Consider the following 24,107-nt stretch of genomic DNA (forward strand, 5'->3'; position numbering starts at 1 on the left):
CTGGGAATGCGGGACGAGATTCGCGCCGGCACCCGGTTGCCCGCCGCGCGAAGTTCGAAAAGGAGCATTGTAAACGGTTGAGGTTGACCCTCGGCTGACGTTTTGGCGCGACGCCGGCACGGCGTTTTGCCATTAGCGAAGGACCGAACGGGCTGTGTATACTTGCGCGACCCGTTGCACTTCAGCGCGCTTCGTTGCGCAATCTGTCCGGTCACTCCGCCTCCTGGCCATTCCGCAATCAGGCAATCCACGTATGCAAGAAACCACCGTCGGCGTCGCCATCATCACCAGAAACGCGGCGGCGCGGCTGGCAGAATGCCTGCAGTCCGTGGCGTTTGCCGATCAGATTGTCGTGATCGACGGCGGCAGCACCGACGGCACCGCTGAAATCGCCCACGCGCACGGCGCCCAGGTGATCGAACAAACCGACTGGCCAGGCTTCGGCCCGCAAAAGAACCGCGCGGTGGACGCGCTCACCACGACGTGGATTCTCTCGCTCGACGCCGATGAAATCGTCTCGCCGGAACTCGCCGCCGCGATTCGCGCGGCGCTGGCGGCGCCAACCGCCGACGTCTATGCGGTGGACCGTCTGTCGAGTTTTTGCGGCCACTGGGTTCATCACAGCGGCTGGTATCCGGACTGGATTCCGCGTCTCTTCAAACGCGGCGCCGCACGTTTTTCCGACGACCTCGTGCACGAACGGCTCGTCTTCGAGACGCCCGCGCAACGTCTGACCGGCAAGCTGATGCACTACTCGTACGAGAGCTTCGAGGACGTGCTGCGCAAGCTTGACGCCTATTCGACCGCTGGCGCGCATCAGCGGCATGCAACGGGTCAACGCGCCAGCTTCGGCAAGGCGCTCGGCCGCGGTGCCTGGGCGTTCGTGCGAACCTACCTGCTGCGCCGCGGGTTTCTCGACGGCCGCGCCGGCTTCATGATCGCGATGTTCAATGCCGAAACGGTGTACTACCGGTTTCTGAAACTCGCGCAACTCGGAGAGGAGCCGCGCTCAGAGCGGCATCCGCAGCGGCGCCCGCATCAATAGACGATCTCGATCGCGCTGCCGGCGAATTGTCCGCGCAGGTCGGCGAGCAGTTCGTCGGTCGGCTTCACGCGCCAGGCGTCGCCCAGACGCATTTCGCCCTCTGCATTCTCGCTGCGGTACACCACCTGGACGGCAAGCCCGTTCGGAATCTGCACCGGCTGACGCTGACGGCCGTTGTCGCCGCCGTAGCCGCCACCAAAGCCGCCTGCGTTGCGTCCACCGCCATTGCCACCGCGCGATGAAGCAGCAGGCACCGGCGCTGCTTGCGGCTCGCCCTTGCCCGCGCTATGCGCCTCGAGAACACGCCGCAACGCCAGCGCGTCCGCGTTGCCGTTCATCTGCACTTTCACCGCCTCGGCATACCGGCAACGCGCGCGGCCCAGATCCATGACCGTGTCGACCGTGAAGCGGATGCCGCCCGTGAACGCGTCGTTGCGCGCCTGGCCTTGCACGACCAGCAACTCGTCTTCCTTGAACAGTGGCTTGTTCGCTTCGAAGATCTCGTTAAAGACCGTCACTTCGCACTGACCGGTGCCGTCGTCGAGAACCGCGATCAGCATCTTGCCGCGCTGGGTCATCTGCGTACGCAGCGACGCGATAATGCCGGCGACCAGCTTGTCGCGCCCTTCCTTCAGCTCACCGATTTTCTGACGCACGAAGCGGCGCACTTCGTCCTTGTACGCGTCGAACAGATGGCCCGACAGGTAGAAGCCGAGCGCAGCCTTCTCTTCCTGAAGCTTTTTCTTTTCGGGCCATTCGGGTTCGTCAACCAGTTCGTGCCCTTGCGAGGGCGCGTCGCCCATATCGAACAGGCCGGCTTGCAGCGCGTTGGCGCTCGCCTGCTCGGCGGCTTCCATCGCGAGAGAAACCGACGCGATCAGTTGCGCGCGGTTCTTATGCAACGTGTCGAACGCACCCGCGCGAATCAGCGCTTCAACCGTTCGACGATTGACGATGCGGCGGTCGATCCGGTTGCAGAAATCGAAGATGTCGATAAAGGGACCGTCTTCGCGCGCACGCAGGATTTCCTCGATCGCATTCTGGCCACTGCCCTTGACCGCACCGAGGCCGTAGCGGATGGTCTTCGAACGCTTGCCGTCCGCTTCGGCGACCGGCTCAAAACGATATGCCGACAGATTGATGTCCGGCGGCAGCACGGTCATCTTGTTGGCAAGACAGTCTTCGAACAGGATCTTGACCTTGTCCGTGTCGTCCATAGCGAGCGACATATTCGCCGCCATGAATTCCGCCGGATGGTGCGCCTTCAGCCACGCCGTGTAGTACGCGAGCAGCGCATAGGCAGCCGCGTGCGACTTGTTGAAGCCGTAGCCCGCGAACTTCTCCATCAAGTCGAAAATTTCGTCGGCCTTCTCGCCGGTCAGCCCGTTTTTCGCGGCGCCCTGACGGAACAGCTCGCGATGCTGAGCCATTTCCTCGGCCTTCTTCTTACCCATCGCGCGACGCAGCAAGTCAGCGCCGCCGAGCGAGTAACCGCCGATGATCTGCGCCATCTGCATCACCTGCTCCTGGTAGACCATGATGCCGTAGGTCTCTTTCAGAACAGGTTCGACGCGCGGGTCCGGATACTCGACCACTTCTCGGCCGTGCTTACGCGCGCAGAAGCTCGGGATCAGGTCCATCGGGCCCGGACGGTACAACGCGACGAGCGCGATGATGTCTTCGAAGCGGTCTGGCTGCGCGTCCTTGAGCATGCCTTGCATGCCGCGGCTTTCAAGCTGGAACACGGCGACCGTATTCGCTTTCTTCAGGATCGAGAACGACGCCGGATCGTCGAGCGGCACTTGCGCGAGCGACCAGTCTTTCTTCGACGGATCGAGACGGCGGATATAGCGCTCGGCCCAGTCGAGAATGGTCAGCGTGGTGAGACCGAGAAAGTCGAACTTCACGAGGCCGACGGCTTCGACGTCGTCCTTGTCGTACTGGCTCACGACGCCGCTTTCGTCGCCCTGCGTGTACAGCGGACAGAAATCGGTCAGCTTGCCGGGCGCAATGAGCACGCCGCCCGCGTGCATGCCGACGTTGCGCGTGAGGCCTTCCACGCGTTGCGCGAGTTCGAGCAGCTGATGCACTTCGTCTTCGTTGTCGAAGCGCTCCTGCAGGAGCGGCTCTTCCTTCATCGCGTCGGCGATCGTGACGTGTTTGCCCGGCTTGAACGGAATCAGCTTTGCGATGCCGTCCGTGAACATGTAGCCCAGATCGAGCACGCGGCCGATATCGCGCACCGCTGCCTTCGCCGCCATCGTGCCGAACGTCGCGATCTGGGATACGGCGTCAGCGCCGTACTTCTCCTTCACATACTGGATCACGCGGTCGCGGCCGTGCTGGCAGAAGTCGATGTCGAAGTCGGGCATCGACACCCGCTCCGGATTCAGGAAACGTTCGAACAGCAGGTTGTAGCGCAGCGGATCGAGGTCGGTCACGCCGAGCGCGTACGCGACGAGCGAACCCGCACCGGAACCGCGGCCCGGCCCCACCGGCACGCCATTGTTCTTCGCCCAGTTGATGAAGTCTGCAACGATCAGGAAGTAGCCCGGAAAGCCCATCTTGATGATCGTGCCGCACTCGAATTCGAGCCGCTGGTAATACGTGTCACGTTGTGCGGCACGCTCCGCTTCATCCGGATACAACTGCTCGAGACGCTTCTCCAGCCCCTCTTTCGACAGATGCACGAGGTAATCGTCAAGCGACATGCCGTCGGGCGTCGGAAAGAGCGGCAGCTTCGGTTTGCCGAGTTCGAGCGTGAGGTTGCAGCGCTTGGCGATTTCGACGGTATTGGCGAGCGCCGACGGAATGTCCGCGAAGAGCGCGGTCATCTCGTCCTGCGTGCGGAAATACTGCTCGGGCGTGAAGCGCTTCTGGCGCCGCGGATTCGCGAGGATGTCGCCTTCGGAAATGCACACGCGCGCTTCGTGCGCGGTGAAGTCGTCCGGCGTCATGAACTGCATGGGGTGCGTGGCGACCACCGGCAGTTTCAACGACGACGCGAGCGCCACCGCCTGCTGCACGTACTGCTCGCCGCCCGGCTGACCGCAACGCTGCAACTCGATATAGAAGCCGCCCGGAAAGACCTTCGCCCAATGCAACGCGTTGCGCTTTGCCGCTTCCTGATTGCCCGCGGCAAGCGCGAGTCCGACGTCGCCCTGTTGCGCGCCCGACAATGCGAGCAAACCCTCGCCCAAGCCGGATTCGAGCCAGCCTGCCTCGACTTCCGCGCGGCCGCGATACTGGTTCGTGAGCGAAGCCTTGCTCAGCAACTCGCACAGATTCAGATAGCCGCGCCGGTCTTTCACCAGCAGCAGCAGGCGCGAAGGCTTGTCGCGGTCGTCCGGATTGGTGATCCAGACGTCGCAGCCGGCAATGGGTTTGACCCCTTTGCCGCGCGCTTCCTTGTAGAAACGGACGAGGCCGAACGCGTTGCCGAGATCGGTGAGAGCGAGCGCGCCCTGACCGTCTTCGGCAGCCGCCTTGACGACGTCGTCGAGGCGCACGATGCCGTCGGCAATCGAGAATTCGGAGTGAACGCGGAGATGAACGAAGCGGGGATCTGACATGGGCGACATTGTAACTCCACCCTTCCGGAGATTTCACCGCAAAACCGCGCGTTGGCCATCTGGCCTGGGACGTTGACGTGGCAACGCCGCGCATCGGCGCCTTCAGGCTTTTTGCGAGTTTTCCTGGCCGCGTACGGGCCCGATGCACGCAAGTTTGTCCGCCGGTTGTGCTAGCGCAACCGACTGGCCATTCGGCCGAGTCGGGGAAAGCGCCGGCTTGAGGGATAATATGGGTTTCGCCTGTTCGACGTGGCTGCGGGCTGCGGGCTGCGGGCTTTCAAGCACGCGACCGACTGACAGCAGCACACCGCGCCGGTCTCACACGACGCCGCCACTAATTACCGCTGGACATCCATGAGTATCGTCAATCTCGCCGCGTATCACTTCGCGACCATCGAAGACACCGCCGCATGGCGCTCGCACGTTACCGAGCGCTGCAACGCGCTAGGCTTGCGCGGCACCGTTCTGCTCGCGCCGGAAGGCATCAACCTGTTCGTCGCGGGCACGCGCGAGAACACGGACGCGTTCATCCACTACATCCGCCACGATCCGCTCTTCGAGGGCAAGTTCGCGAACCTGCAATTCAAGGAAAGCGTGTCGGAGAAACAGCCGTTCACGCGCATGCTGGTCAAGCTCAAACGCGAAATCATCACGATGAAAAAGCCGGCCATTCGTCCCGAGTTGGGCCGCGCGCCGTTCGTCGACGCGCCCACGCTGAAAGCCTGGCTCGACCGCGGCTACGACGACGAGGGCCGCCCGGTCGTCATGCTCGACACGCGCAACGCGTTCGAAGTGGACGTGGGAACGTTCGACAACGCGCTCGACTATCGCATCACGAAGTTCAGCGAGTTTCCGGAAGTGATCGAGCAGAACCGCGCCGACCTCGAAGGCAAGACCGTGGTGTCGTTCTGCACGGGCGGGATTCGCTGCGAGAAGGCCGCGATCCACATGAAGGAAGTGGGTATCGAGCACGTCTATCAACTCGAGGGCGGCATCCTGAAGTATTTCGAGGAAGTGGGCGGCGCCCATTACCACGGCGATTGCTTCGTGTTCGATTACCGCACTGCGCTTGACCCGCAGCTTCAGCCGACCGCGACCGCGCAATGCTTCGGCTGCCGCGCGGTGGTCACGCCCGAAGCACAGAAGTCGCCCATGTATGTGGCGGGAAAAACGTGTCCGGAATGCCATCCGGACAGCAAGGCGGCTCGCGCTGCCTGAAAGCGATGGAGCCTGCTGGCGCCGGGCGGGCGTTGGCTGGTGGCGGGCCTCCTGCTCACGGATGTGCTAGTGGGCTCCGTGAGGCACGTTGCGGCTTGACGCATCCGACGCGTCCATCGCGTCGCATCTCGGCTTGGGTCGGTCGCTTGTATGGAGCGCAGCACTTGCAGCTAAACGCGCCCGTTATTTCGGCCCGCGCTCAGTTTGCCGCCGAACGCGTCGATCAGATTTGCGCGCAGCACGCGCGGTTCAACACAACCTGAACCCTAACGCATCGACCCATGAACTATCGCGGACGCTTCGCGCCGTCGCCTACCGGCCCGCTGCATTTCGGCTCGCTGGTGAGCGCGCTTGCAAGCTGGCTCGACGCCCGCGCGCATCGGGGCGCATGGCTCGTTCGCGTTGAAGATATCGACGGCCCGCGCACTGTGCCGGGCGCCGCGCAAGACATTCTCGCCACACTTGAACGCTTCGGCATGCGCGCGGACGAGCCGCCCGACTGGCAAAGCACGCGCCTCGCGCGTTATCAGCAGGCCCTGGAACAGTTGAAGGCGGCGGGTCTCGTCTATCCCTGCGGCTGCACGCGCAAGGAAATCACCGACTCGCTGCAGCACGCACATGCGCGCAACACGACGCTCGCCTATCCGGGCACATGCCGCAACGGATTGCACGGCAAGCCGGCGCGCGCGTGGCGCCTGCGCGTACCCGACGACGAAGCGGCCGTGGTCACCTTCGAAGATCGCTGGCAGGGCAAGCAGACCCAGAATCTCGCCACGGAGGTCGGCGATTTCGTGCTTAGACGAGCGGACGACCAATGGGCGTATCAACTGGCGGTAGTGGTCGACGACGCCGACGCGGGCATCACGCACATCGTGCGGGGCGCAGATCTGATGGATTCGACGGCAAGGCAGATTTATTTGCAGCGATGCCTGGGCCTGCCTACGCCTCGATATCTGCACGTGCCGGTCGTGACCAACGAGCACGGCGAAAAGCTCAGCAAACAGAACGGAGCGAGCGCGCTCGACTGCGAGAAGCCGCTGGAAGCGCTGAGCGCTGCCGCACGACATCTGGGATTGGATGTGGATGGTGGTGCGAGCGCCAAAGCCTACACGACGCTAGACGATTTCTACATCGCGGCGACCGCCGCCTGGTCGAAGAAAATGCGCCTGGCGGTGTGAATCTGCGCTGCATTCGAGGCGCGAGGCTGGCATCCGCATGAGCGCTGCAAAGCTTCGCAAGCAATCCTGGTCGGTCTAAGCAACCGCAAGACGCCGCGCCAGCGCCTACCCGCAACCCTACGACGACTTTTACGACGACGACTTGCGCGGCATACCGAAGCCGCCCAGCAATGCCGCGAGAGGCTGCTTCGAAGACGACTTCTGCGGTGCGGACCCGGCGGCCTCTGCCTCTTCCACCTTGCGAACCGAAGCAGGCGACGGCTCATAAGGTTTCAGGAAAAAATCGTCCACAGGCTGCGCGCGATGGTGATGCGGCCGATCAAACGAGCCCGACGGCCCGCCCGCGCGGCGGCGACCGCCTCGCTCGTCACGACCCTCGCTACGCTCACGCCGCGGCGCGCGCTCTTCGTGATGATGACGCACAGGCGCATCCACGGTCAGACGCAGTACTTCCAGCGGACGCTTGATCAGCTTCTCGATATCCGCGAGTTGCTTGCGCTCGTTCGGGCTGCACAGCGACAGCGCGTCGCCGGAAGCGCCGGCGCGGCCCGTACGGCCGATACGGTGCACATAGTCTTCGGCGTTAAAGGGCAGATCGAAGTTGATCACCGCCGGCAGTTCGACAATGTCGAGTCCGCGCGCGGCAACGTCGGTGGCGACCAGCGCCTCGATCTCGCCACGCTTGAACGCATCCAGCGCCTGCATCCGCTCGTTCTGCGAGCGGTCGCCGTGAATCGCCGTCGCGACCACGCCGTCGCGCTCCAGACTGCGCGCGAGGCGGCTCGCGCCGATCTTGCTGTTGCAGAACACGATCACCTGCTTCAAGCCGCGCTCGCGAATCAACTGAACCACGGCGCCGGTCTTGTCGCCCTCGGCCACTTCGTAGACGATCTGCGTGACATTCGTCGCGGTCGAATTGCTGCGCGCGACTTCGATGGTCTGCGGATTGCGCAGATAGGTAGCGGCCAGCTTCTTGATTTCGCCGGAGAACGTGGCCGAAAACAGCAGGGTCTGACGCTCTTTCGGCAGCAGATTCAGAATGCGCTGCAAGTCCGGCAGGAAGCCCATGTCGAGCATCCGGTCGGCTTCGTCGAGCACGAGGATTTGCACCTGGCCGAGGTTAGCGGTTTTCTGTTGCACGTGATCGAGCAGACGGCCTGGCGTGGCAATCAGAATCTCGACGCCGCGGCGCAACTGCTCGGACTGCGGGTTCATGTCCACACCGCCGAATACGACGGCGCTGCGCAGTGCCGTGTGCTTCGCATACGACTGAACGTTCGCGGCGACCTGGTCGGCCAGCTCGCGCGTGGGCGTGAGGATCAGCGCGCGCACCGGATGGCGGGCGGGCGAAGCGCTCGTGCTCGCCTGCGGCAACAGACGCTGGATGATCGGCAGTGAGAAGCTCGCGGTCTTGCCGGTGCCGGTTTGCGCGGCGCCCATGACGTCGCGGCCTGCCAGCACGACAGGAATCGCCTCTTCCTGAATCGGCGTGGGAATGGTGTAGCCCGATTCCTTGACTGCTTTCAGGATGTCGGGTGCGAGACCGAATTGATCAAAGGTCGCAGTGCTGGGCGTGACGGCTGTGTCGGACATGGTGGCTTTCGCTAAAAATGCGCTTGGCGCGTGCGCGCGGCAGCGGTCGGAACCGCAGAAGGCATCAGGATGAAGGCGGAGCCACGGCGTTCCGCACGGGACCCGTCGTTGCGGGAAAGAATGCGGCCGGCTCCGGCCGGCGGAAACACCCGCCGGAAAGGCCGGTATTGTAGCACTTCAGCAAAAACACTCATGGCGCATGCGCCGGCTTTCTGCTTACGCGGCGAAAGGCCGGCACCGGTCCCGGCGCGCCGGCCCGTAACCGGCCCGTAACCGGCGCGGGACGCCGCGGTGCCTCGCTGGGGAGCGTAGTGCGTTGAGACGACAGCTGCATGACAGAGCGACAAAGCGCTTTTCGGGGACCGTGTTGCGGCAGTCGCCGCACGTTGTACGCTTTGGCAGCGTCGCGCTGCACCTCGCCGCACCTGTATCGCGCTTCACCACATGACATCGACCTCATGGAATCTTGCGCTTCATCACTCCGCGCCGCGTCATGAAGCCTCGCACACCACTACTCCGCGCCGCGTCATGGTGTCCCACGCCTCATCGCTTCGCGCTGCCCCATTAAACCTCGCGCGCCGCCACTCGTCGCCGCCTCTTCGCATCTCGCGTCTCACCACGTTTCGCGCATTACCATCAGCCGCAGTTCGGTCATGTCCTCGATCGCATAGCGCACGCCCTCGCGCCCGAGCCCGGAGTCCTTGACGCCGCCATAGGGCATGTTGTCGACGCGAAACGACGGCACATCGTTGATCACCACGCCGCCCACTTCGAGCTCGTCCCACGCGCGGTGGGCATGCGCGAGCGAATCGGTGAAGACGCCCGCCTGCAAGCCGAAGTCGCTGTCGTTGACGGTCGCGAGCGCGGCGCCGAAATCGTCGAAACGCTCCAGAATGGCGACCGGCCCGAATGCCTCCTTGCGATGCAGATCGGTGTCGCGCTTCACGCCTTCAAGCAGCGTCGCCTCGAACATCGCGCCCTCCACCTTGCCGCCTGCGACGATCTTCGCGCCCGCCTGCACCGCGCTCTCCATCCAGCCGGCAAGCCGCTTCGATTCCGATTCGGAAATCATCGGCCCGACGAAGGTCTTTTCGTCCTTCGGGTCGCCCATCACGAGCGACTTCGTTTTCGCGATCAGCTTCTCGCGCAGCGCATCGTAAATGCTTGTGTGCACCAGAATCCGCTGCACGCCGATGCAGCTTTGCCCCGACTGATAAAACGCGCCGAACGCGAGCCGGTCGACCACATAGTCGAGCTTGCCGCCCTGATCGCCGTCGACAATCGCGGCAGCGTTGCCACCGAGTTCAAGAATCACTTTCTTCTTGCCCGCCTTTTTCTTCAACTCCCAGCCCACCGCGGGCGAACCGGTAAAGGACAGCAGCTTGAAGCGTTCGTCGATGGTGAAGAGATCCGCGCCGTCGCGATGCGCGGGCAGAATCGAGAACGCCCCCTTCGGCAAGTCGGTCTCCGCGAGAATTTCGCCCATGATGAGCGCGCCGACCGGCGTGCGGCTCGCCGGCTTCAACACGAACGGCACGCCCGCGGCAATCGCGGGCGCGACCTTGTGCGCCGTCAGGTTCAGCGGAAAATTGAACGGCGAGATGAACGAGCATGGGCCGATCGGCACACGCTTCACATAGCCGTGATAACCCTTTGCGCGCGGCGAAATCTGAAGATTGACGATCTCGCCGTCGATCCGCACCGCTTCCTCGGCCGCGACCTTGAACGTGTCGATCAGACGCGTGACCTCGCCCTTCGAGTCGTTGATCGGCTTGCCTGCTTCGATGCAGAGCGCCAACGCCAGTTCGTCGTAGCGTTCGCGAAATCGCTTCACGCAATGTTCCAGCACCGCCTGGCGCTTGAACGGAGGAAAGGCGCGCAGTGCGGGCATCGCGTCCACCGCGAAGCCGATTGCCTTGTCGATCGCGGCTGCATCGGCCATTGCGACGCGGGTCGCGACCTCCCCGCTGAATTTGTCGGTGACTTCAAGATCCGTGTTGGCCGCCACCGCTTCATTCGCGAGGTAGTACGGGTAAGTCTTGTTCAACATGACGCATTCTCCTTCCGATAGGTCACAGGGCTCACAGCGGCTTACAGCGGGTCACACCCGCAGCGCGGCGCAAAAACAGCCGCGGCCGCTCACAGTTGCGCGGAGAGCCGCTTGATCTCGCGGTTCAGCACGCGCTCGTTATCCGAATAGTCGATGGGCACGTCGATCACATGCACGCCGGGCGTTGCGAAACAGTCGCGCAGCAAAGGTGCGAACTCCGCCGCCGATTCGATCCGATGCCCCTTCGCGCCATAACTCTGCGCGTACGCGACGAAGTCCGGGTTCGCAAGCGTCATACCGTAATCGGGGAAATTCATGTTCTCCTGCTTCCAGCGGATCATGCCAAACGCGTCGTCGCGCACAATGAGGATGACGAGATCGAGCTTCAGACGCACCGCCGTTTCCAGTTCCTGCGAATTCATCATGAAGCCGCCGTCGCCGCACACGGCCATCACCTTGCGGTCCGGATGCACGATCTTGGTGGCGATCGCGGACGGCAAACCCGCGCCCATCGAAGCAAGCGCGTTATCGAGCAGCAGCGAATTCGGCTCGTGCGCGCGGTAGTAGCGCGCGAACCAGATCTTGTACATGCCGTTGTCCAGACACACGATGCCGTCCACCGGCGTGGTCTCGTACACGTCGTTGACGAGCCGCACCGGGTACATCGGAAAGCGGTCGTCGTGCTGACCTTTCACCAGATGCGCCTCGAAGTGCTCCTTGATTTCCTTGAAGCGCGTGAAGTCCCAGTGCTCCTGGCGCTCCTTCAAACTTTCCTTCAACTGCCACACCGCATTGGCAATGTCGCCGACCACCTCGATCTGCGGGAAATAAACCGTATCGACTTCCGCGCCGAGGAAATTGACGTGAATCACCGTTTTCTCGCCGGCCTCGCCGCTGCGCATGAAGAACGGCGGCTTCTCGATTACGTCGTGCCCGACATTGATGATGCAGTCGGCGTGATCGATCGCTCGGTGCACAAAATCGCCGTCGGATAACGTTGCGTTGCCGAGCCACATCGGATGCGATTCGTCGATCACGCCCTTGCCCATCTGCGTGGTGAAAAACGGAATGCCGATCTGGTCCACGAATTCGCGCAGCATCTTGGTCGTCGTCTTGCGATTGCCGCCCGCGCCGATCATCAGCAACGGATGTTTCGCTTTCGTGATGGCCTCCACGGCGCGCGCGACCGCTTTTTCCTCCGCGACCGGACGCCGGCTATAACTCTTCGGAATCGGCTTGCCGTCGCCCTCTTCATGCGCGACGTCTTCGGGCAGTTCGAGATGCGTGGCGCCGGGGCGTTCCTCTTCGGCCTGCCTGACGGCCTCGCGCACCGCCGCCGGAATATTGGCGATCGACACGATCTGGCGCGTGTACTTGGTGAGCGGCTCCATCATCCGTACTACATCCACGATCTGGAAATGCCCCTGCTTGCTCGACTTGATCGGCTTCTGACCGGTGACCATCAGCATGGGCATGCCGCCCAGTTGCGCGTAGGCCGCCGCGGTGACGAAGTTGGTGGCGCCGGGGCCGAGCGTCGCAAGACACACGCCGGTGCGGCCCGTGAGACGTCCATAGGTCGCAGCCATGAAGCCCGCCGCCTGTTCGTGACGCGTGAGGATCAAGCGGATTTTGGAGCGGCGCAGCGATTCGAGCAGATCGAGATTTTCTTCACCGGGGATGCCGAACACGTACTCGACACCTTCGGCTTCCAGCGATTTGACGAACAGGTCCGATGCTTTCATGGAGGGTCTCGCTTGATGGTACGGACGCGGGCGCAAGGCCTGGCCGTGGGTGAGCGGAAACGGATGATCGGAGACTCAGGACAGCTGCAAAAATTGCAATGACTGCAACGGCGGCAACAGTCACGGCGACAAGCCGAATGCCACGCCAAACAGCTTACTACTCGGGAGGAAATGATGCGCGCAAGCGGACAACGCCGCGCGGCGGGAGAAGAAACAAGCGGCGAAACAAGCGGCGGCCTGGGCGGGCCGCGTTATCAATTTCAGCCAAATTTCCGTCGAAGTCCAGCCGAAGTTCAGCCGACGTTTCAACGATTGAGAGTGATGCAGTCGGACAAGACCGGCGACGCGTCTTCGCCGGCCATAGCGTCGTAAAGATCGGCGCGCGGGCCCTTGGTCCACCAGGTGTAGCTGCCGGCCTGATATTTCGCGCCCGACGCCGCGATCGTATTGACGAACAGCAGTTGCTTGCCCTTCACCGGCACGAGCGCGAAGCTCTGGCCGTTGGCCGTATTCCAGTAGGTAACGTGCAGGATCCTGCCGGTTGCGCAGGTGTACTTACGCGTTTGACGATTTTTCGTCTGAACGTCGTCGAGATGCAAGGGTGCGGCGAACGCATAGCCGCACATCACCGCGAGGCTCACTGCAACCAGCCTTTTCTTCATTGGATGCCTCGGTCGTTGCTGCTCAAGGGTCAATGACTTCGGCGCAGGCATCGGTCGGCGCGGCGGCCACGTGCCCGACCACGGGCACGATCTTCAGACCAGCCGACGCAATGCGGCACGGCGCAGCCGCGAGCCCGCAGCCCGTCAATCCCGCGCAGAGCGCGAACAACGCGCCGAGCGTGCCGAGACGAGCGGCCCTGCCGCGCCACGTTGCGCCGCGCGACACTGTGTGAGGGGAGTCCTGCCACATACCTACCTCGACTTCAATGAGCCCGCCGTCCATTCGACGCGCTCCCATCATTTCAGGCTGCGAACACAGCCAGGTGCCGGCAGACGCGCAAGCATCATCGCGCAGACTTTCCCGACACCGGCTGCACCGCCGCCGCTGCCTCTTTTGCGCGCGAGCGCGCTTCACCGATGTTTTCGCCTGTGGCGAGCGCCACGCCCATGCGGCGCTTGACGAAGCTCTCCGGCTTGCCGAAAAGGCGCAGGTCCGCGTTCGGCACGGCCAGCGCAGCGGCGACGCCTTCAAATGCAATGCCCGCCTCCTCGAGCCCGCCGTAAATCACCGCCGACGCACCCGGCGCGCGCAGCGACGTATCCACCGGCAAACCGAGGATCGCGCGCGCGTGCAATTCGAACTCAGAGAAACGTTGCGAGCACAGCGTGACGAGACCCGTGTCGTGCGGACGCGGACTGACTTCCGAGAACCATACGTCATCGCCGCGGACGAAAAGTTCCACGCCAAAGAGGCCTCGACCGCCGAGCGCGGCCGTCACCTTGTGCGCGACTTCGCGCGAACGTTCGAGCGCGAGCGGGCTCATCGGCTGCGGCTGCCACGATTCGACGTAATCGCCCGCCACCTGCACATGACCGATCGGATCGCAAAAGTACGTGGCGACTTCGCCGTTCGACGGATCGACGGCGCGCACGGTCAACTGCGTAATTTCGTATTCGAAGTCGATAAAGCCTTCGACGATCACACGGCCGTGATTGACGCGGCCGCCGGCCATCGCATACTGCCAGGCCGCTTCCACGTCGGCGTCGCTTTTCAGCACCGATTGGCCCTTGCCCGACGACGACATGACCGGCTTCACCACGCACGGATAACCGACCTTCGCGATGCCCGCGCGCAATTCCTCGAGCGAATCGGCGAATGCATACGGCGACGTGGGCAAGCCCAACTCTTCGGCGGCCAGACGGCGGATGCCTTCGCGGTTCATCGTGAGTTGCGTGGCACGCGCGGTCGGGATCACTTCGGCGACACCTTCGCTTTCGATGGCGGCCAACGCCTCGGTGGCGATCGCCTCGATCTCGGGGACGATCAGATGCGGGCGCTCCTGCTCGACCAGCGCGCGCAGCGCGGCACGGTCGGTCATGTCGATTACATGCGAGCGGTGCGCAACCTGATGACCCGGCGCGTTCGGATAACGGTCCACGGCAATCACCTCGACGCCCAGCCGCTGCAGCGCGATGATCACTTCCTTGCCGAGTTCGCCGGCGCCCAGCAGCATGACGCGCGTGGCGGATTCAGAAAGGGGCGTGCCGATCCGTTGGCCGATCTGCATGGGGTCTCCAGATAAAAGTCGGATGAGGGTGGGATTGGATAGAACACGATGTTAACATGCGGGCCCCTCGCCGCACCTTGCTTGCGGCGGGCGCTTTTTTATCCGCACGGTAAGCGCAACGGGTCGCCGGGCGCTGCCGTGAACGCAGGCAGCGCGCGGGTACTGCGCCGCAATCTCCATCAGCGCGGGGCGCACCGAGTGCGTTACCCTTACGCCTTTGCCAGTTTGAAGAGGAACGACGCCATGCATCCAAGCTTCTCCACGCGACGTCTTGCGCGCATCGCGCCCCATGCGCGCACGGCGCTCGCCGCGCTGAGCGTCGCGGCGCTGCTCGGAGCCTGCGCGATTCCGAAACATCCGGATTCGGAAGCACCCGCGCCCGACCCGTTCAACCCTGCCGCCACGCAATTGCTCGACGACACAAGCTGGGTCCTCACCGGCTGGAAGCAGGCAGACGGCACGCCCCGCACGGTTCCGTTCGCCAATCTCGGCGCGCCGATCACGCTGACGCTTTCCACCGCGACGGGCCAGCGCCACGCGAGCGGCTTTTCCGGCTGCAACCGTTACATGGGCTCATACTCGCTGAAGGACGGCAAGCTGAGTTTCGACACCCTGGGCGGCACGCGCATGGCCTGCGCGACGCCGGGCGGCGAGATCGAAAGCGCGTATCTGAACGCGCTGACGCACATCGAACGCACCGGCGTGCAGATGCGCGAGCCGCAGCAAATGCAGCTCGTGCTCGATAACGGCGATACGTTGGTATTCGAGCGTAGCGCCAGGTAGCAGCACAGCGGGCGGCGCGCGGATCGTCAGGCGCGCCGCCCGGTTCGCACGAGGACGCAGGCATACTTGCGTCCGCCTTCGAAGTCTTCGGCTTCGCCGGTTTAAACTCGACGGATTGCGTTTCCCTCAATCCGTCATTTGTTGATGTCCAGTATGCACACGGTAGTTTTCGGCTGGTTCGGCGGGTCGGCCGTCTGGTTCATTCCTCTCTTATGGCGGCTCGTCAAGTCGATGCTGCCGGGCGGCGCAGGTTTGCGCGGCCCCGGCACGATCCGGCTTTGGCTCGGCTTTGTCTGCGTGATACTGGCGAGTTGCACGCTGGAGGCGTCGCTGATCGGCGCGGCCGGTATGAACGCGATCGGCCATGCGCTCGCGGCGGGCTTCGGCCATCTGCTGGGACATATCGGCACGCCGCTCGCGGCGCTCGCGCTGCTCGTCGTCAGCCTGCCCTGGCTGATCGGTTTTCACTGGCGCGAGTTTCTCGCGTGGGCCGACGGCGCGTTCGGCCTCGGCCTCGCCTCGCGCGGTCTCGCAAGGCGTGACGATGAGGCGCGCCGCCACCGCAGCATCGACGACGGCGCGTCGCCGCACATTTCCAGTTCCATGAACACGATGGCGCCCAAGACTAAAGGGCGTTATTCGCGACCGACCGTCTGGCGCCCGCCTGTCAAAGGGCGCGCTGCGGGTGGCGCCGGCGTTGCAGGTGTCGGCGTTGCAGGTGCGGGCGCTGCTGGACCCGCCGCTGGCAGGGACGCCGCAACGCGCGCAGCCGGAGAAAGCTGGCGCGCCGGGCGAGTTGCGCCGCGCAGCCAGATTTCGCAAGCGGAGCCAGTCTTGCGGACCGGTAGCCCGAAGCCGGCGCGACACGTAACGGCACAGACGCCGATGCATGCGTCGGGTACGGGCAAACCGGCATGGGCGCCGACGGAGCCCGTCGCACCGGCGGGATGGTTGGGCGAGACGACTTCATCGCCGGGGGCATCTGCCGCGAGCCCGGCCGCTAAAGCCGGAGCTGGCGATATCGCCACGCCAGGCGCAGGCCGGCCGGCTCGCGACCCGCGAGGCGGTGGATCGTTGGGAATCGGCGCGGGTGCGGCGGGATTGGCCGCCGGTCTACAAGGTGCCGAAACGCAAGCGCCTGCTCTCGCAGCGGGCACGGCCGCGCTGGCGCGCGGGGTTGCGGGCGCTGCGTCCCCGAACGCGTCCGTCGATGGGCGTGCGGCGCTCAACCCGCTCAACCGTACCGCCGCGCCGCTCGATCGCGCGGCATCGTCCGCGCAAGCGCTGCCGCCGGCTTCCCGCACCGATGATGTCGCCGCGGTTTCGGGCGCGCGTCGTCCGTTGTCGCCAGCGCCAAGCTATACGCGGCCTCTCGCCGCAACGCAGACAGTCACGCCACCTGCCAGCGTCCAGCAAACGCTGCGCAGCATCGCGGAAAACGCCGCGCGCTGGACGGATATCGCAGGCGTCAGCCTCGCGCGAAGCACTGCCGCGGAAGGCGCGAAGATCGCGGAGGCTCCGCGGTCGGGTTTGATTGGCACCGCGAGCGGGGACGGTTTGGGAGGCGGCGAATCGCAGGCGCCTTTGTCGGCGGTGCACGCGCACTCTGGTGATGTCGCGAGATCCGCCGCGAGCGATGCGTCGGGACAGGAGTCGATCGGCGACGCCGATGAAGCACCGGTTGAGCGGCCCGTTGAAATGCAGCCCCGGACGTTCGTGGAGGAAACTGCAACGGGAGCGCCATCGGACGCGGCGGTGGCCCCGCCGGTCGATGTGCACGCTCACACGCCGCGGGAGGAACCGGAGGCGCCGGCTGCGAGCAGCGGGGCACCCGTCGTGCAATGGCCGATTGAGCCGCCTGACGTTCAAGCGCCGCTTACCTCGTCGAGTCACACAGCAACGCCATCGACGCCGACTATCCCGCACGCAGCGGCGTTGGCCTCGGCGGCAGAGTTCGTCGGCGCAGATGCAGATGCAGATGCAGATGCAAGCACAACCTCTGCCGAGACCGCACCGACCGCCAACATCGAAGCGCTAACGCCCTTGACCCTCGCGAACGCCGTGACAACGTCGGCCGAATCAAACCCGCCCCACGCAGCCGCGCCAGCCGCCGCGTCCGGCCAAAGCATTTCACCGCCGGGATCATCCAACGTGGTTCGTTTCCCCGGCGTCGCGACTCGAGTACAAGCACCAGCAGAGGCCCACCCGCAACCGCACGCAAATCACGAAGGGACCATCAGCGTGCCCTCGACAGCACCAGCAATAGCGGCGCCGGCGCCGAACACCGCCTTCCCGGCACCGTCGGCTTCACCACCGGCCCCATCGAACGCAATGCCCGAACCCGCGCCCGAGCCGTCCGTGCAGCGCGCGCCGCTGCGCGGCCACAGCCCGACCAACGGCTTCGAGTTCCACGCGCCGGCCGCGTCGATGGTGGAACTGCCCACGCTCGATCTGCTTGCGCCTGCGGATACCGACGTCGAGCCCGTCTCCGAAGAAAAGCTCATCGAAACCGGCCTGCTGATCGAACAGCGCCTGCAGGAATTCAAGGTGCCGGTGACGGTGGTCGGCGCATCGGCCGGTCCCGTCATCACGCGTTTCGAAGTGGAACCGGCGCTCGGCGTGCGCGGCAGCCAGATCGTCGGATTGATGAAGGACCTGTCGCGCGGGCTCGGACTCACGTCGATCCGCGTCGTCGAAACGATTCCTGGCAAGACCTGCATGGGCCTCGAATTGCCGAACGCGAAGCGCCAGACGATCCGTCTGTCCGAGATTCTCGAAGCGAGCGTCTACCAGAACTCGCATTCGCAATTGACGCTTGCGATGGGCAAGGACATCACCGGCCATCCAGTGGTCGCCGATCTGGCGAAAGCGCCGCACATGCTGGTTGCGGGCACAACCGGCTCAGGCAAATCGGTCGCAATTAACGCGATGATCTGCTCGCTGCTCTTCAAGGCGACGCCCGAGGAAGTGCGCCTCATCATGATCGATCCGAAGATGCTGGAGCTGTCGGTCTACGAAGGCATTCCGCATCTGCTCGCGCCCGTCGTCACCGACATGAAGCTCGCGGCCAACGCGCTGAACTGGTGCGTCGGCGAAATGGAAAAGCGCTACCGCCTCATGTCCGCGGTCGGCGTGCGCAATCTCGCGGGCTTCAATCAGAAAATTCGCGACGCCGAAGCGAAGGGCAAGAAGCTCGGCAATCCGTTTTCGCTGACGCCGGAGGCGCCCGAGCCGCTCGCGCCGCTGCCGCTGATCGTCGTCGTGATCGACGAGTTGGCAGACCTGATGATGGTGGCCGGCAAGAAGATCGAGGAACTGATCGCGCGGCTTGCGCAAAAAGCGCGCGCGGCCGGCATCCACTTGATTCTGGCGACGCAGCGGCCCTCGGTGGACGTGATCACCGGTCTCATCAAGGCGAACATTCCGACGCGCGTCGCGTTCCAGGTGTCGTCGAAGATCGACTCGCGCACGATTCTCGACCAGATGGGCGCGGAGTCGCTGCTCGGCCAGGGCGACATGCTGTTCCTGCCGCCGGGCACGGGCTACCCGCAGCGCGTGCACGGCGCGTTCGTCGCGGACGAGGAAGTGCATGCGATCGTCGAGTATCTGAAGCAGTTCGGCGAGCCGCAATACGAGGAGGGCATTCTCGACGGCCCGGCGACCGACGGCGGTGCGGCGCAGGATCTGTTCGGCGACGCGCCGGAGGCCGAAGCCGATCCGCTTTACGACGAAGCCGTTGCGTTCGTCGTCCGCACGCGGCGCGCGTCGATCTCGTCGGTGCAGCGGCAGCTGCGCATCGGTTACAACCGCGCGGCGCGCCTTGTCGAACAGATGGAAACCGCCGGGCTGGTGTCGGCAATGGGCATCAACGGCAGCCGTGAAGTGCTCGCGCCTGGACCTGCGGAATAGGCTTGTCACACTGACGGCTCACCTTCGCGGGCGCATCGAATACGCGTCGTGAGGCGAAGAACGCCAGCCGCAAAACAACGGGCCGCTCAAAGCAGCCCGTTGTTCATTCAGCGTAACGCACGCGTGCTCGCATCCATGATTCAGTCATCGCTAGAATCCCGCGCGCGCACGCCAACGCGCGGACACCTCGCTCAAGACGGCGACACCAGCTTGAAATCCACCGGCGAGCCGATCTCGATACGCTTCGGGTTCGCTTCCAGAAGGCCGCTCTGCGGGTCGCGTCTGAACACATATACCGTATCGCTATTCTGGTTGCCGACGATCAGCCATTTGCCCGTCGGGTCGATCGCGAACTCGCGCGGGGACTTCCCGAGACTCGACTGATGACCGATCTTTTTCAGATGCCCGTTCGTGGGATCGACCGAGAAGATCACGATCTCGTTCGCGTCACCGCGATTGGTCGCGTACAGGAAGCGCCCGTCCGGCGACAGGTGAATCGCCGCCGCCCCGACCGCGCCCTTGAAGCCGGGCTCGGTCAATGAAATTGTCTGGACCTGCGTGAGCTTGCCGTCGTCGTAATTGAAGGTGCTGACGGTGGCGGCGAGCTCGCTCGTCAGATACGCATGCTTACCATCGGCGCCGAACACCAGATGCCGGGGGCCGGTGCCCGGCTTTTCCTGCGTGTAGCGCCAGTCGGTGGGGCCGAACAGGCCGCGGCTGCCGTCGGGCGTGTAGCGGTATGAATAGAGCTTGTCGGCGCCCAGATCCTGCGCGAACAGATAACGTCCGTCCGGCGAAAACACAGTGGAGTGCACATGCGAGTTGTCCTGGCGCCCTTTCACCGGACCACCGCCCTCATGATGCACGGTCAGCACCGACGCGCCGAGCTGGCCGTCCGCCTGCACCGGAAACACCGCGAAGCTGCCGCCCGGATCGGCCGCCACCGAATAGTTCGCAGCGAGCAGATATTTGCCGTCCGGCGAGAGGCTCAGGTAGCACGGATCGTTGCCGTCGGCGGAAACCTTGTTGAGGAAGCTCAACTGGCCGCTCGCGGCGTCGAAGCGAAACGCGCTGATGCCGCCGCGCTGGCTGGCCGGTCCGTTGTCGCCGGGCAGTTCATTGACGGCATAGACGAACCGGTGGTCGCGGCTCACCACCAGATACGACGGATTGACCGTCTGCGCGACCGAGACGCGCGTCGCGTCGCCAGTCTTCGTGTCGAAGCGATAGACGTACAAGCCCTCACTCTTGCCGCCGGTATAAGTACCGACCAGCATGTCATAGACGCCGTCGGCCGGAGCCGCGCCGGCCTCCTGCGCAAATGCGGGCGAAGCGACAATCGAGACCATGAGCGCGAAACCTTTTATGATCGAGCGGGCGCAGTGCATCGCAGTCCATCTGCGCGCGCGGCGTGAAGGGAAGCCCGCATCGGAATACGAAGAAGGCTGGTTAATGCCAGGAGCACGTGGAGCTCCTGGAGCGGCGCGCACAGCGGCCCGGTGACGACGAAGCATACGACCTCCTCTACATCGGTTATTTGCATGAATCGGTTGTAATGGTGTCTCTGGTCTGCCGCGCGGCGGTCGAGCGTTGGTCTTGTCGAGCAAGTATAGAAGTGTTGCAACGGTTCATGCAGCGAGGCGGGGCCGCGCGACCCGCTGGCTGGCGTCCGGCGGTTTGTCTTCTCGCAGCATTGGTGTTGCGTCGGCGGCTGGGTGTCGACAGCCGCTGCATCGACAGCCGCTGTGTCGACAGCCGCTGCATCGGTAGCAATTGTCCCGCCTGGGCTGGACCTTTTTAATCGCGTGTTATCACACTACGGAGTCTTCATGAACGTCACACTCAGCCTGGGCCCGCTGGTTTCGTTGATCGCCGGCATTCTGATTCTCGTGATGCCGCGGCTGTTGAACTACATCGTCGCGCTCTATTTGATCATCATCGGGATCATTGGCATTTTTGGCGTGGGATCGTCGCACTTCTGACGGCGGCAGCCGGGCGCAACACGGCCCGGCGCCTGTCCGTGCGAAGCCGATGCCGCGCCTGCAGATGCGAGCATCGCCCGCGCAACGGCGCATGAACGTCCGCGAACGCTGAACGACGCGCATGCGCGGACTCGACCGCGCCGGTCATTGCCGTGAACCGGCAGTAGATGTCAGGCGTTCATGCGCGAAGCAGCATCCGGGCGGCCCGGATATGAGTCGCGTGGGACCGCGTGGAATCGCGTGCGCATCGTGCGTATTGAACGCAAGACTAGACGCGGGAGTTAGCCGTTCGAAAGCTGCTCGAGACGCCAGCGCCCCTGCAGCGACAGCGCGCCGACGGCATAATGGCCATCACCTTCCTGGTAGCGCCGGAAGCAGGCTCGTTCGATCAGAAAACTCGCGGCGGTCTGCATGCCGTTGAGGCTAAGACCGAGGCGGCCGTGATCGAGCGGCAACATTGAATCGTCCGCAAGCTGGCTCGCGGCGGAGAGAATCGTGATGCAGTCGGATTTTGACGGATTCAGCATGGCTTTCGTCCTCGAAACGGCGTGTGCATGCGCGATGGGCAAGCCAGTTCGCAAAATCAGGAAGATTTCCGCACCGGCTGGATTACCGATTGTAGGCATAGGTTTGACATTTACCAACCCGCGTTTTGCCGCATTGCCCGATGAACCAAAAGCCATCGCGCGAGTCCGCAAAGAACAACGAACGGGGCGCGGCCAACATCGCCGCACCTGCTACTGAAACGCAACATGCCTGCACTTATTGAAGACTATGCGCTCATCGGCGACGGCCACACGGCCGCGCTGGTCTCCCGCGAAGGTTCCGTCGACTGGCTCTGCTGGCCGCGCTTTGACTCCGGAGCCTGCTTCGCCGCGCTGCTCGGCACGCCGGAGAACGGCCGCTGGCAGATCTGCCCCGACTCCGACACGCCCGCCACCACCACCCGCCGTTATCGCGGCGAGACGCTGATCCTCGAAACCGACTTCGAAACACCCGAAGGCGCGGTCACGCTCGTGGACTTCATGCCGCCCGGCAACGGCTGGTCGGAGATGGTGCGCATCGTCGTCGGCAAACGCGGCACCGTGCGCATGAAAATGGAATTGGTGCTGCGCTTCGACTACGGCTTTTCGATTCCGTGGGTGGACCGTCTGAAGAACGAGAGCGGCATCCGCGCGATCGTCGGCCCGGATAACGCGGTGCTGCGCACGCCCGTCGACCTGCGCGGCGAAAATATGAAAACCGTCGCCGAATTCACCGTCAGCGAAGGCGAGCGCGTGCCCTTCTCGCTCGCTTATTCGGCCTCGCATCTGCGGCTTCCGCCCGCGCGCGATCCGCATACGGCGCTGGCGCGTACCGAGAATCACTGGCTCGAATGGACGGCGCGCGGCACCATCGAAGGAAGATGGGCGGAGCCGATCCGCCGCTCGCTGATCACGCTCAGGGCGCTCGCCTACGAGCCGACCGGCGGGATCGTCGCTGCGCCCACCACGTCGCTGCCGGAACAGCTGGGCGGCACGCGCAACTGGGACTACCGCTATTGCTGGCTGCGCGACGCCACCATCACACTGCTCGCGCTGATGCGCGGCGGCTATTACGACGAGGCGCGCGCATGGCGCAGCTGGCTCGGCCGGGTCACGGCCGGCGCGCCCGACCAGTTGCAGATCATGTACGGGCTCGCCGGTGAGCGGCGCCTGTCCGAGTTCGAGATCGACTGGCTGCCTGGCTATCAGGGGGCGAAGCCGGTGCGGATCGGCAACAACGCCGTCGGTCAGCTTCAGCTGGACGTGTATGGCGAAGTGATGAACGCGCTCCATCTGGCGCGCGTCGGCGGCTTGCAGGCGGACGACACCGCGTGGAATGTGCAGTGCGCGCTGCTGCGCCACCTGGGCACGATCTGGCAGCAACCCGACGAAGGCATCTGGGAGACGCGCGGCGGGCGCCAGCATTTCACGTTTTCGAAGGTGATGGCGTGGGTCGCGTTCGACCGCGCGCTTGCATCGGCGGAAATGTTCAAGCTCGAAGGCCCGCTCGACGAATGGCGCGCCACTCGCGCGCAGATTCACGCCGAAGTCTGCGAAAAGGCATGGAATCCGGCGCGCAACGCGTTTTCACAGGCTTACGGCAGCGACCAGCTGGATGCAAGCGTGCTGCTTATGCCACTCGTCGGCTTCCTGCCGCCGAAGGATCCGCGAGTAAAGGGCACCGTGGACGCAATCGAGCGAGATCTGATGCATGACGGCTTCGTGATGCGCTACCGCACGACCGAATACGACGACGGCCTGCCGCCGGGGGAAGGCACGTTTCTGGCTTGTTCGTTCTGGATGGTGGACAATCTGGCGCTGCAAGGCCGCCTCGATGAAGCGATCGTCATGTACGAACGGCTGCTCGGACTGTGCAACGACGTCGGGCTGCTCGCGGAGGAATACGACCCGGCCGCGAAGCGCCTCGTCGGCAATTTCCCGCAGGCTTTCTCGCATGTGGCGCTAGTCAACACCGGCCTGAACCTGATGAAGCATGAACAGGCGATGGCGCGGGCGACCGGCCAGCCGTCTCATAACGGCACAGACCAGTCGGCAACTTGAGGCTGCTGCAAGCCCGGATAGCGGCACGGCAACATCGCCAGTAGCATGATTTGAAGACATTTTCACGGATGAACCCCGATAGATTGCTGCATTGCACAATATCAGTTGTTTCTATATGATCGAACCGTCTGTCGGCCAAAAATAATGTGCCAACAACCAGAATGGCCTGCCGCAACGCCACACGCGTGTTTGCGAAGCCCCATGCGAACCGCCTAAAACG

At 64.0% G+C, this 24,107-nt stretch carries 17 protein-coding genes; 8 read left to right on the forward strand and 9 right to left on the reverse strand.

The window, feature by feature from the left end; translation table 11 throughout:
* Window positions 1–253 precede the first annotated feature (253 nt).
* Complete coding sequence (locus tag F759_RS0130585; protein ID WP_027803201.1) at window positions 254–1,045, forward strand: glycosyltransferase family 2 protein; 792 nt, start codon at window positions 254–256, stop codon at window positions 1,043–1,045.
* Here F759_RS0130585 and dnaE read toward each other — a convergent pair.
* On the reverse strand, window positions 1,039–4,626 hold the full coding sequence (gene dnaE / locus F759_RS0130590) for a DNA polymerase III subunit alpha (RefSeq protein WP_027803202.1): 3,588 nt from the start codon (window positions 4,624–4,626) through the stop codon (window positions 1,039–1,041). The genes F759_RS0130585 and dnaE overlap by 7 nt on opposite strands.
* A 345-nt stretch (window positions 4,627–4,971) precedes the next feature.
* On the opposite strand from dnaE, the gene F759_RS0130595 reads away from it, so the two are divergent.
* Window positions 4,972–5,835, forward strand: coding sequence for a sulfurtransferase (locus F759_RS0130595; RefSeq protein ID WP_027803203.1), 864 nt, complete (start codon window positions 4,972–4,974; stop codon window positions 5,833–5,835).
* 281 nt (window positions 5,836–6,116) lie between these two features.
* Window positions 6,117–7,013 (forward strand): tRNA glutamyl-Q(34) synthetase GluQRS, encoded by an 897-nt coding sequence (gene gluQRS / locus F759_RS0130605; RefSeq protein WP_027803204.1) that lies wholly within the window; start codon window positions 6,117–6,119, stop codon window positions 7,011–7,013.
* Between the two features lie 129 nt (window positions 7,014–7,142).
* On the opposite strand, the gene F759_RS0130610 is transcribed toward gluQRS, so the two are convergent.
* The 6 genes from F759_RS0130610 to purT form a co-directional block, all read right to left on the reverse strand.
* Window positions 7,143–8,606 carry a DEAD/DEAH box helicase gene (locus F759_RS0130610; protein ID WP_027803205.1) on the reverse strand — a complete coding sequence of 488 codons (1,464 nt, stop codon included), beginning with the start codon at window positions 8,604–8,606 and terminating at the stop codon, window positions 7,143–7,145.
* 613 nt (window positions 8,607–9,219) lie between these two features.
* Complete coding sequence (locus F759_RS0130615) at window positions 9,220–10,656, reverse strand: aldehyde dehydrogenase family protein (protein WP_027803206.1); 1,437 nt, start codon at window positions 10,654–10,656, stop codon at window positions 9,220–9,222.
* Between the two features lie 89 nt (window positions 10,657–10,745).
* The gene (locus F759_RS0130620) at window positions 10,746–12,398 is read right to left on the reverse strand and encodes an acetolactate synthase large subunit (protein WP_027803207.1); all 1,653 of its coding nucleotides are present in this window, start codon (window positions 12,396–12,398) and stop codon (window positions 10,746–10,748) included.
* A gap of 305 nt (window positions 12,399–12,703) precedes the next feature.
* Window positions 12,704–13,060: an MliC family protein gene (locus F759_RS0130625; protein ID WP_027803208.1), complete on the reverse strand. Its 357-nt coding sequence runs from the start codon at window positions 13,058–13,060 to the stop codon at window positions 12,704–12,706.
* A 22-nt stretch (window positions 13,061–13,082) separates the two neighbouring features.
* Window positions 13,083–13,310 (reverse strand): DUF6726 family protein, encoded by a 228-nt coding sequence (locus F759_RS0130630; RefSeq protein ID WP_051377512.1) that lies wholly within the window; start codon window positions 13,308–13,310, stop codon window positions 13,083–13,085.
* A gap of 94 nt (window positions 13,311–13,404) precedes the next feature.
* The gene (gene purT / locus F759_RS0130635) at window positions 13,405–14,628 is read right to left on the reverse strand and encodes a formate-dependent phosphoribosylglycinamide formyltransferase (protein WP_027803210.1); all 1,224 of its coding nucleotides are present in this window, start codon (window positions 14,626–14,628) and stop codon (window positions 13,405–13,407) included.
* 243 nt (window positions 14,629–14,871) lie between these two features.
* On the opposite strand from purT, the gene F759_RS0130640 reads away from it, so the two are divergent.
* Both F759_RS0130640 and F759_RS45455 read left to right on the forward strand, forming a co-directional pair.
* Window positions 14,872–15,411: an META domain-containing protein gene (locus F759_RS0130640; RefSeq protein ID WP_027803211.1), complete on the forward strand. Its 540-nt coding sequence runs from the start codon at window positions 14,872–14,874 to the stop codon at window positions 15,409–15,411.
* Between the two features lie 153 nt (window positions 15,412–15,564).
* Window positions 15,565–19,320 (forward strand): DNA translocase FtsK, encoded by a 3,756-nt coding sequence (locus F759_RS45455; protein WP_027803212.1) that lies wholly within the window; start codon window positions 15,565–15,567, stop codon window positions 19,318–19,320.
* Window positions 19,321–19,511: 191 nt separating this feature from the next.
* On the opposite strand, the gene F759_RS0130650 is transcribed toward F759_RS45455, so the two are convergent.
* The gene (locus F759_RS0130650; protein ID WP_407668561.1) at window positions 19,512–20,708 is read right to left on the reverse strand and encodes a lactonase family protein; all 1,197 of its coding nucleotides are present in this window, start codon (window positions 20,706–20,708) and stop codon (window positions 19,512–19,514) included.
* Between the two features lie 441 nt (window positions 20,709–21,149).
* Between F759_RS0130650 and F759_RS41510 the strand changes: the two genes are divergently transcribed.
* Complete coding sequence (locus F759_RS41510) at window positions 21,150–21,302, forward strand: DUF3096 domain-containing protein (protein WP_007175701.1); 153 nt, start codon at window positions 21,150–21,152, stop codon at window positions 21,300–21,302.
* Window positions 21,303–21,583: 281 nt separating this feature from the next.
* Here the strand turns inward: F759_RS41510 and F759_RS0130660 are convergent, their stop codons facing one another.
* Window positions 21,584–21,829, reverse strand: coding sequence for a hypothetical protein (locus F759_RS0130660; protein WP_027803214.1), 246 nt, complete (start codon window positions 21,827–21,829; stop codon window positions 21,584–21,586).
* Between F759_RS0130660 and F759_RS42515 the strand changes: the two genes are divergently transcribed.
* On the forward strand, window positions 21,828–22,046 hold the full coding sequence (locus tag F759_RS42515) for a hypothetical protein (RefSeq protein ID WP_152530742.1): 219 nt from the start codon (window positions 21,828–21,830) through the stop codon (window positions 22,044–22,046). The genes F759_RS0130660 and F759_RS42515 overlap by 2 nt on opposite strands.
* Window positions 22,047–22,054: 8 nt before the next feature.
* Complete coding sequence (locus tag F759_RS0130665; protein WP_027803215.1) at window positions 22,055–23,887, forward strand: glycoside hydrolase family 15 protein; 1,833 nt, start codon at window positions 22,055–22,057, stop codon at window positions 23,885–23,887.
* Window positions 23,888–24,107: the final 220 nt, after the last annotated feature.

Origin of the sequence: Paraburkholderia dilworthii, assembly GCF_000472525.1 — a bacterium.
Taxonomy (GTDB): domain Bacteria; phylum Pseudomonadota; class Gammaproteobacteria; order Burkholderiales; family Burkholderiaceae; genus Paraburkholderia; species Paraburkholderia dilworthii.

What these genes read in the sequence shown, in the direction of transcription:
- F759_RS0130585 (WP_027803201.1), top strand. Translation starts at nt 254, where the DNA reads ATGCAAGAAACCACCGTCGGCGTCGCCATCATCACCAGAAACGCGGCG.
- dnaE (WP_027803202.1), bottom strand. Translation starts at nt 4,626, where the DNA reads ATGTCGCCCATGTCAGATCCCCGCTTCGTTCATCTCCGCGTTCACTCC.
- F759_RS0130595 (WP_027803203.1), top strand. Translation starts at nt 4,972, where the DNA reads ATGAGTATCGTCAATCTCGCCGCGTATCACTTCGCGACCATCGAAGAC.
- gluQRS (WP_027803204.1), top strand. Translation starts at nt 6,117, where the DNA reads ATGAACTATCGCGGACGCTTCGCGCCGTCGCCTACCGGCCCGCTGCAT.
- F759_RS0130610 (WP_027803205.1), bottom strand. Translation starts at nt 8,606, where the DNA reads ATGTCCGACACAGCCGTCACGCCCAGCACTGCGACCTTTGATCAATTC.
- F759_RS0130615 (WP_027803206.1), bottom strand. Translation starts at nt 10,656, where the DNA reads ATGTTGAACAAGACTTACCCGTACTACCTCGCGAATGAAGCGGTGGCG.
- F759_RS0130620 (WP_027803207.1), bottom strand. Translation starts at nt 12,398, where the DNA reads ATGAAAGCATCGGACCTGTTCGTCAAATCGCTGGAAGCCGAAGGTGTC.
- F759_RS0130625 (WP_027803208.1), bottom strand. Translation starts at nt 13,060, where the DNA reads ATGAAGAAAAGGCTGGTTGCAGTGAGCCTCGCGGTGATGTGCGGCTAT.
- F759_RS0130630 (WP_051377512.1), bottom strand. Translation starts at nt 13,310, where the DNA reads ATGTGGCAGGACTCCCCTCACACAGTGTCGCGCGGCGCAACGTGGCGC.
- purT (WP_027803210.1), bottom strand. Translation starts at nt 14,628, where the DNA reads ATGCAGATCGGCCAACGGATCGGCACGCCCCTTTCTGAATCCGCCACG.
- F759_RS0130640 (WP_027803211.1), top strand. Translation starts at nt 14,872, where the DNA reads ATGCATCCAAGCTTCTCCACGCGACGTCTTGCGCGCATCGCGCCCCAT.
- F759_RS45455 (WP_027803212.1), top strand. Translation starts at nt 15,565, where the DNA reads ATGCACACGGTAGTTTTCGGCTGGTTCGGCGGGTCGGCCGTCTGGTTC.
- F759_RS0130650 (WP_407668561.1), bottom strand. Translation starts at nt 20,708, where the DNA reads ATGCACTGCGCCCGCTCGATCATAAAAGGTTTCGCGCTCATGGTCTCG.
- F759_RS41510 (WP_007175701.1), top strand. Translation starts at nt 21,150, where the DNA reads ATGAACGTCACACTCAGCCTGGGCCCGCTGGTTTCGTTGATCGCCGGC.
- F759_RS42515 (WP_152530742.1), top strand. Translation starts at nt 21,828, where the DNA reads ATGGCTTTCGTCCTCGAAACGGCGTGTGCATGCGCGATGGGCAAGCCA.
- F759_RS0130660 (WP_027803214.1), bottom strand. Translation starts at nt 21,829, where the DNA reads ATGCTGAATCCGTCAAAATCCGACTGCATCACGATTCTCTCCGCCGCG.
- F759_RS0130665 (WP_027803215.1), top strand. Translation starts at nt 22,055, where the DNA reads ATGCCTGCACTTATTGAAGACTATGCGCTCATCGGCGACGGCCACACG.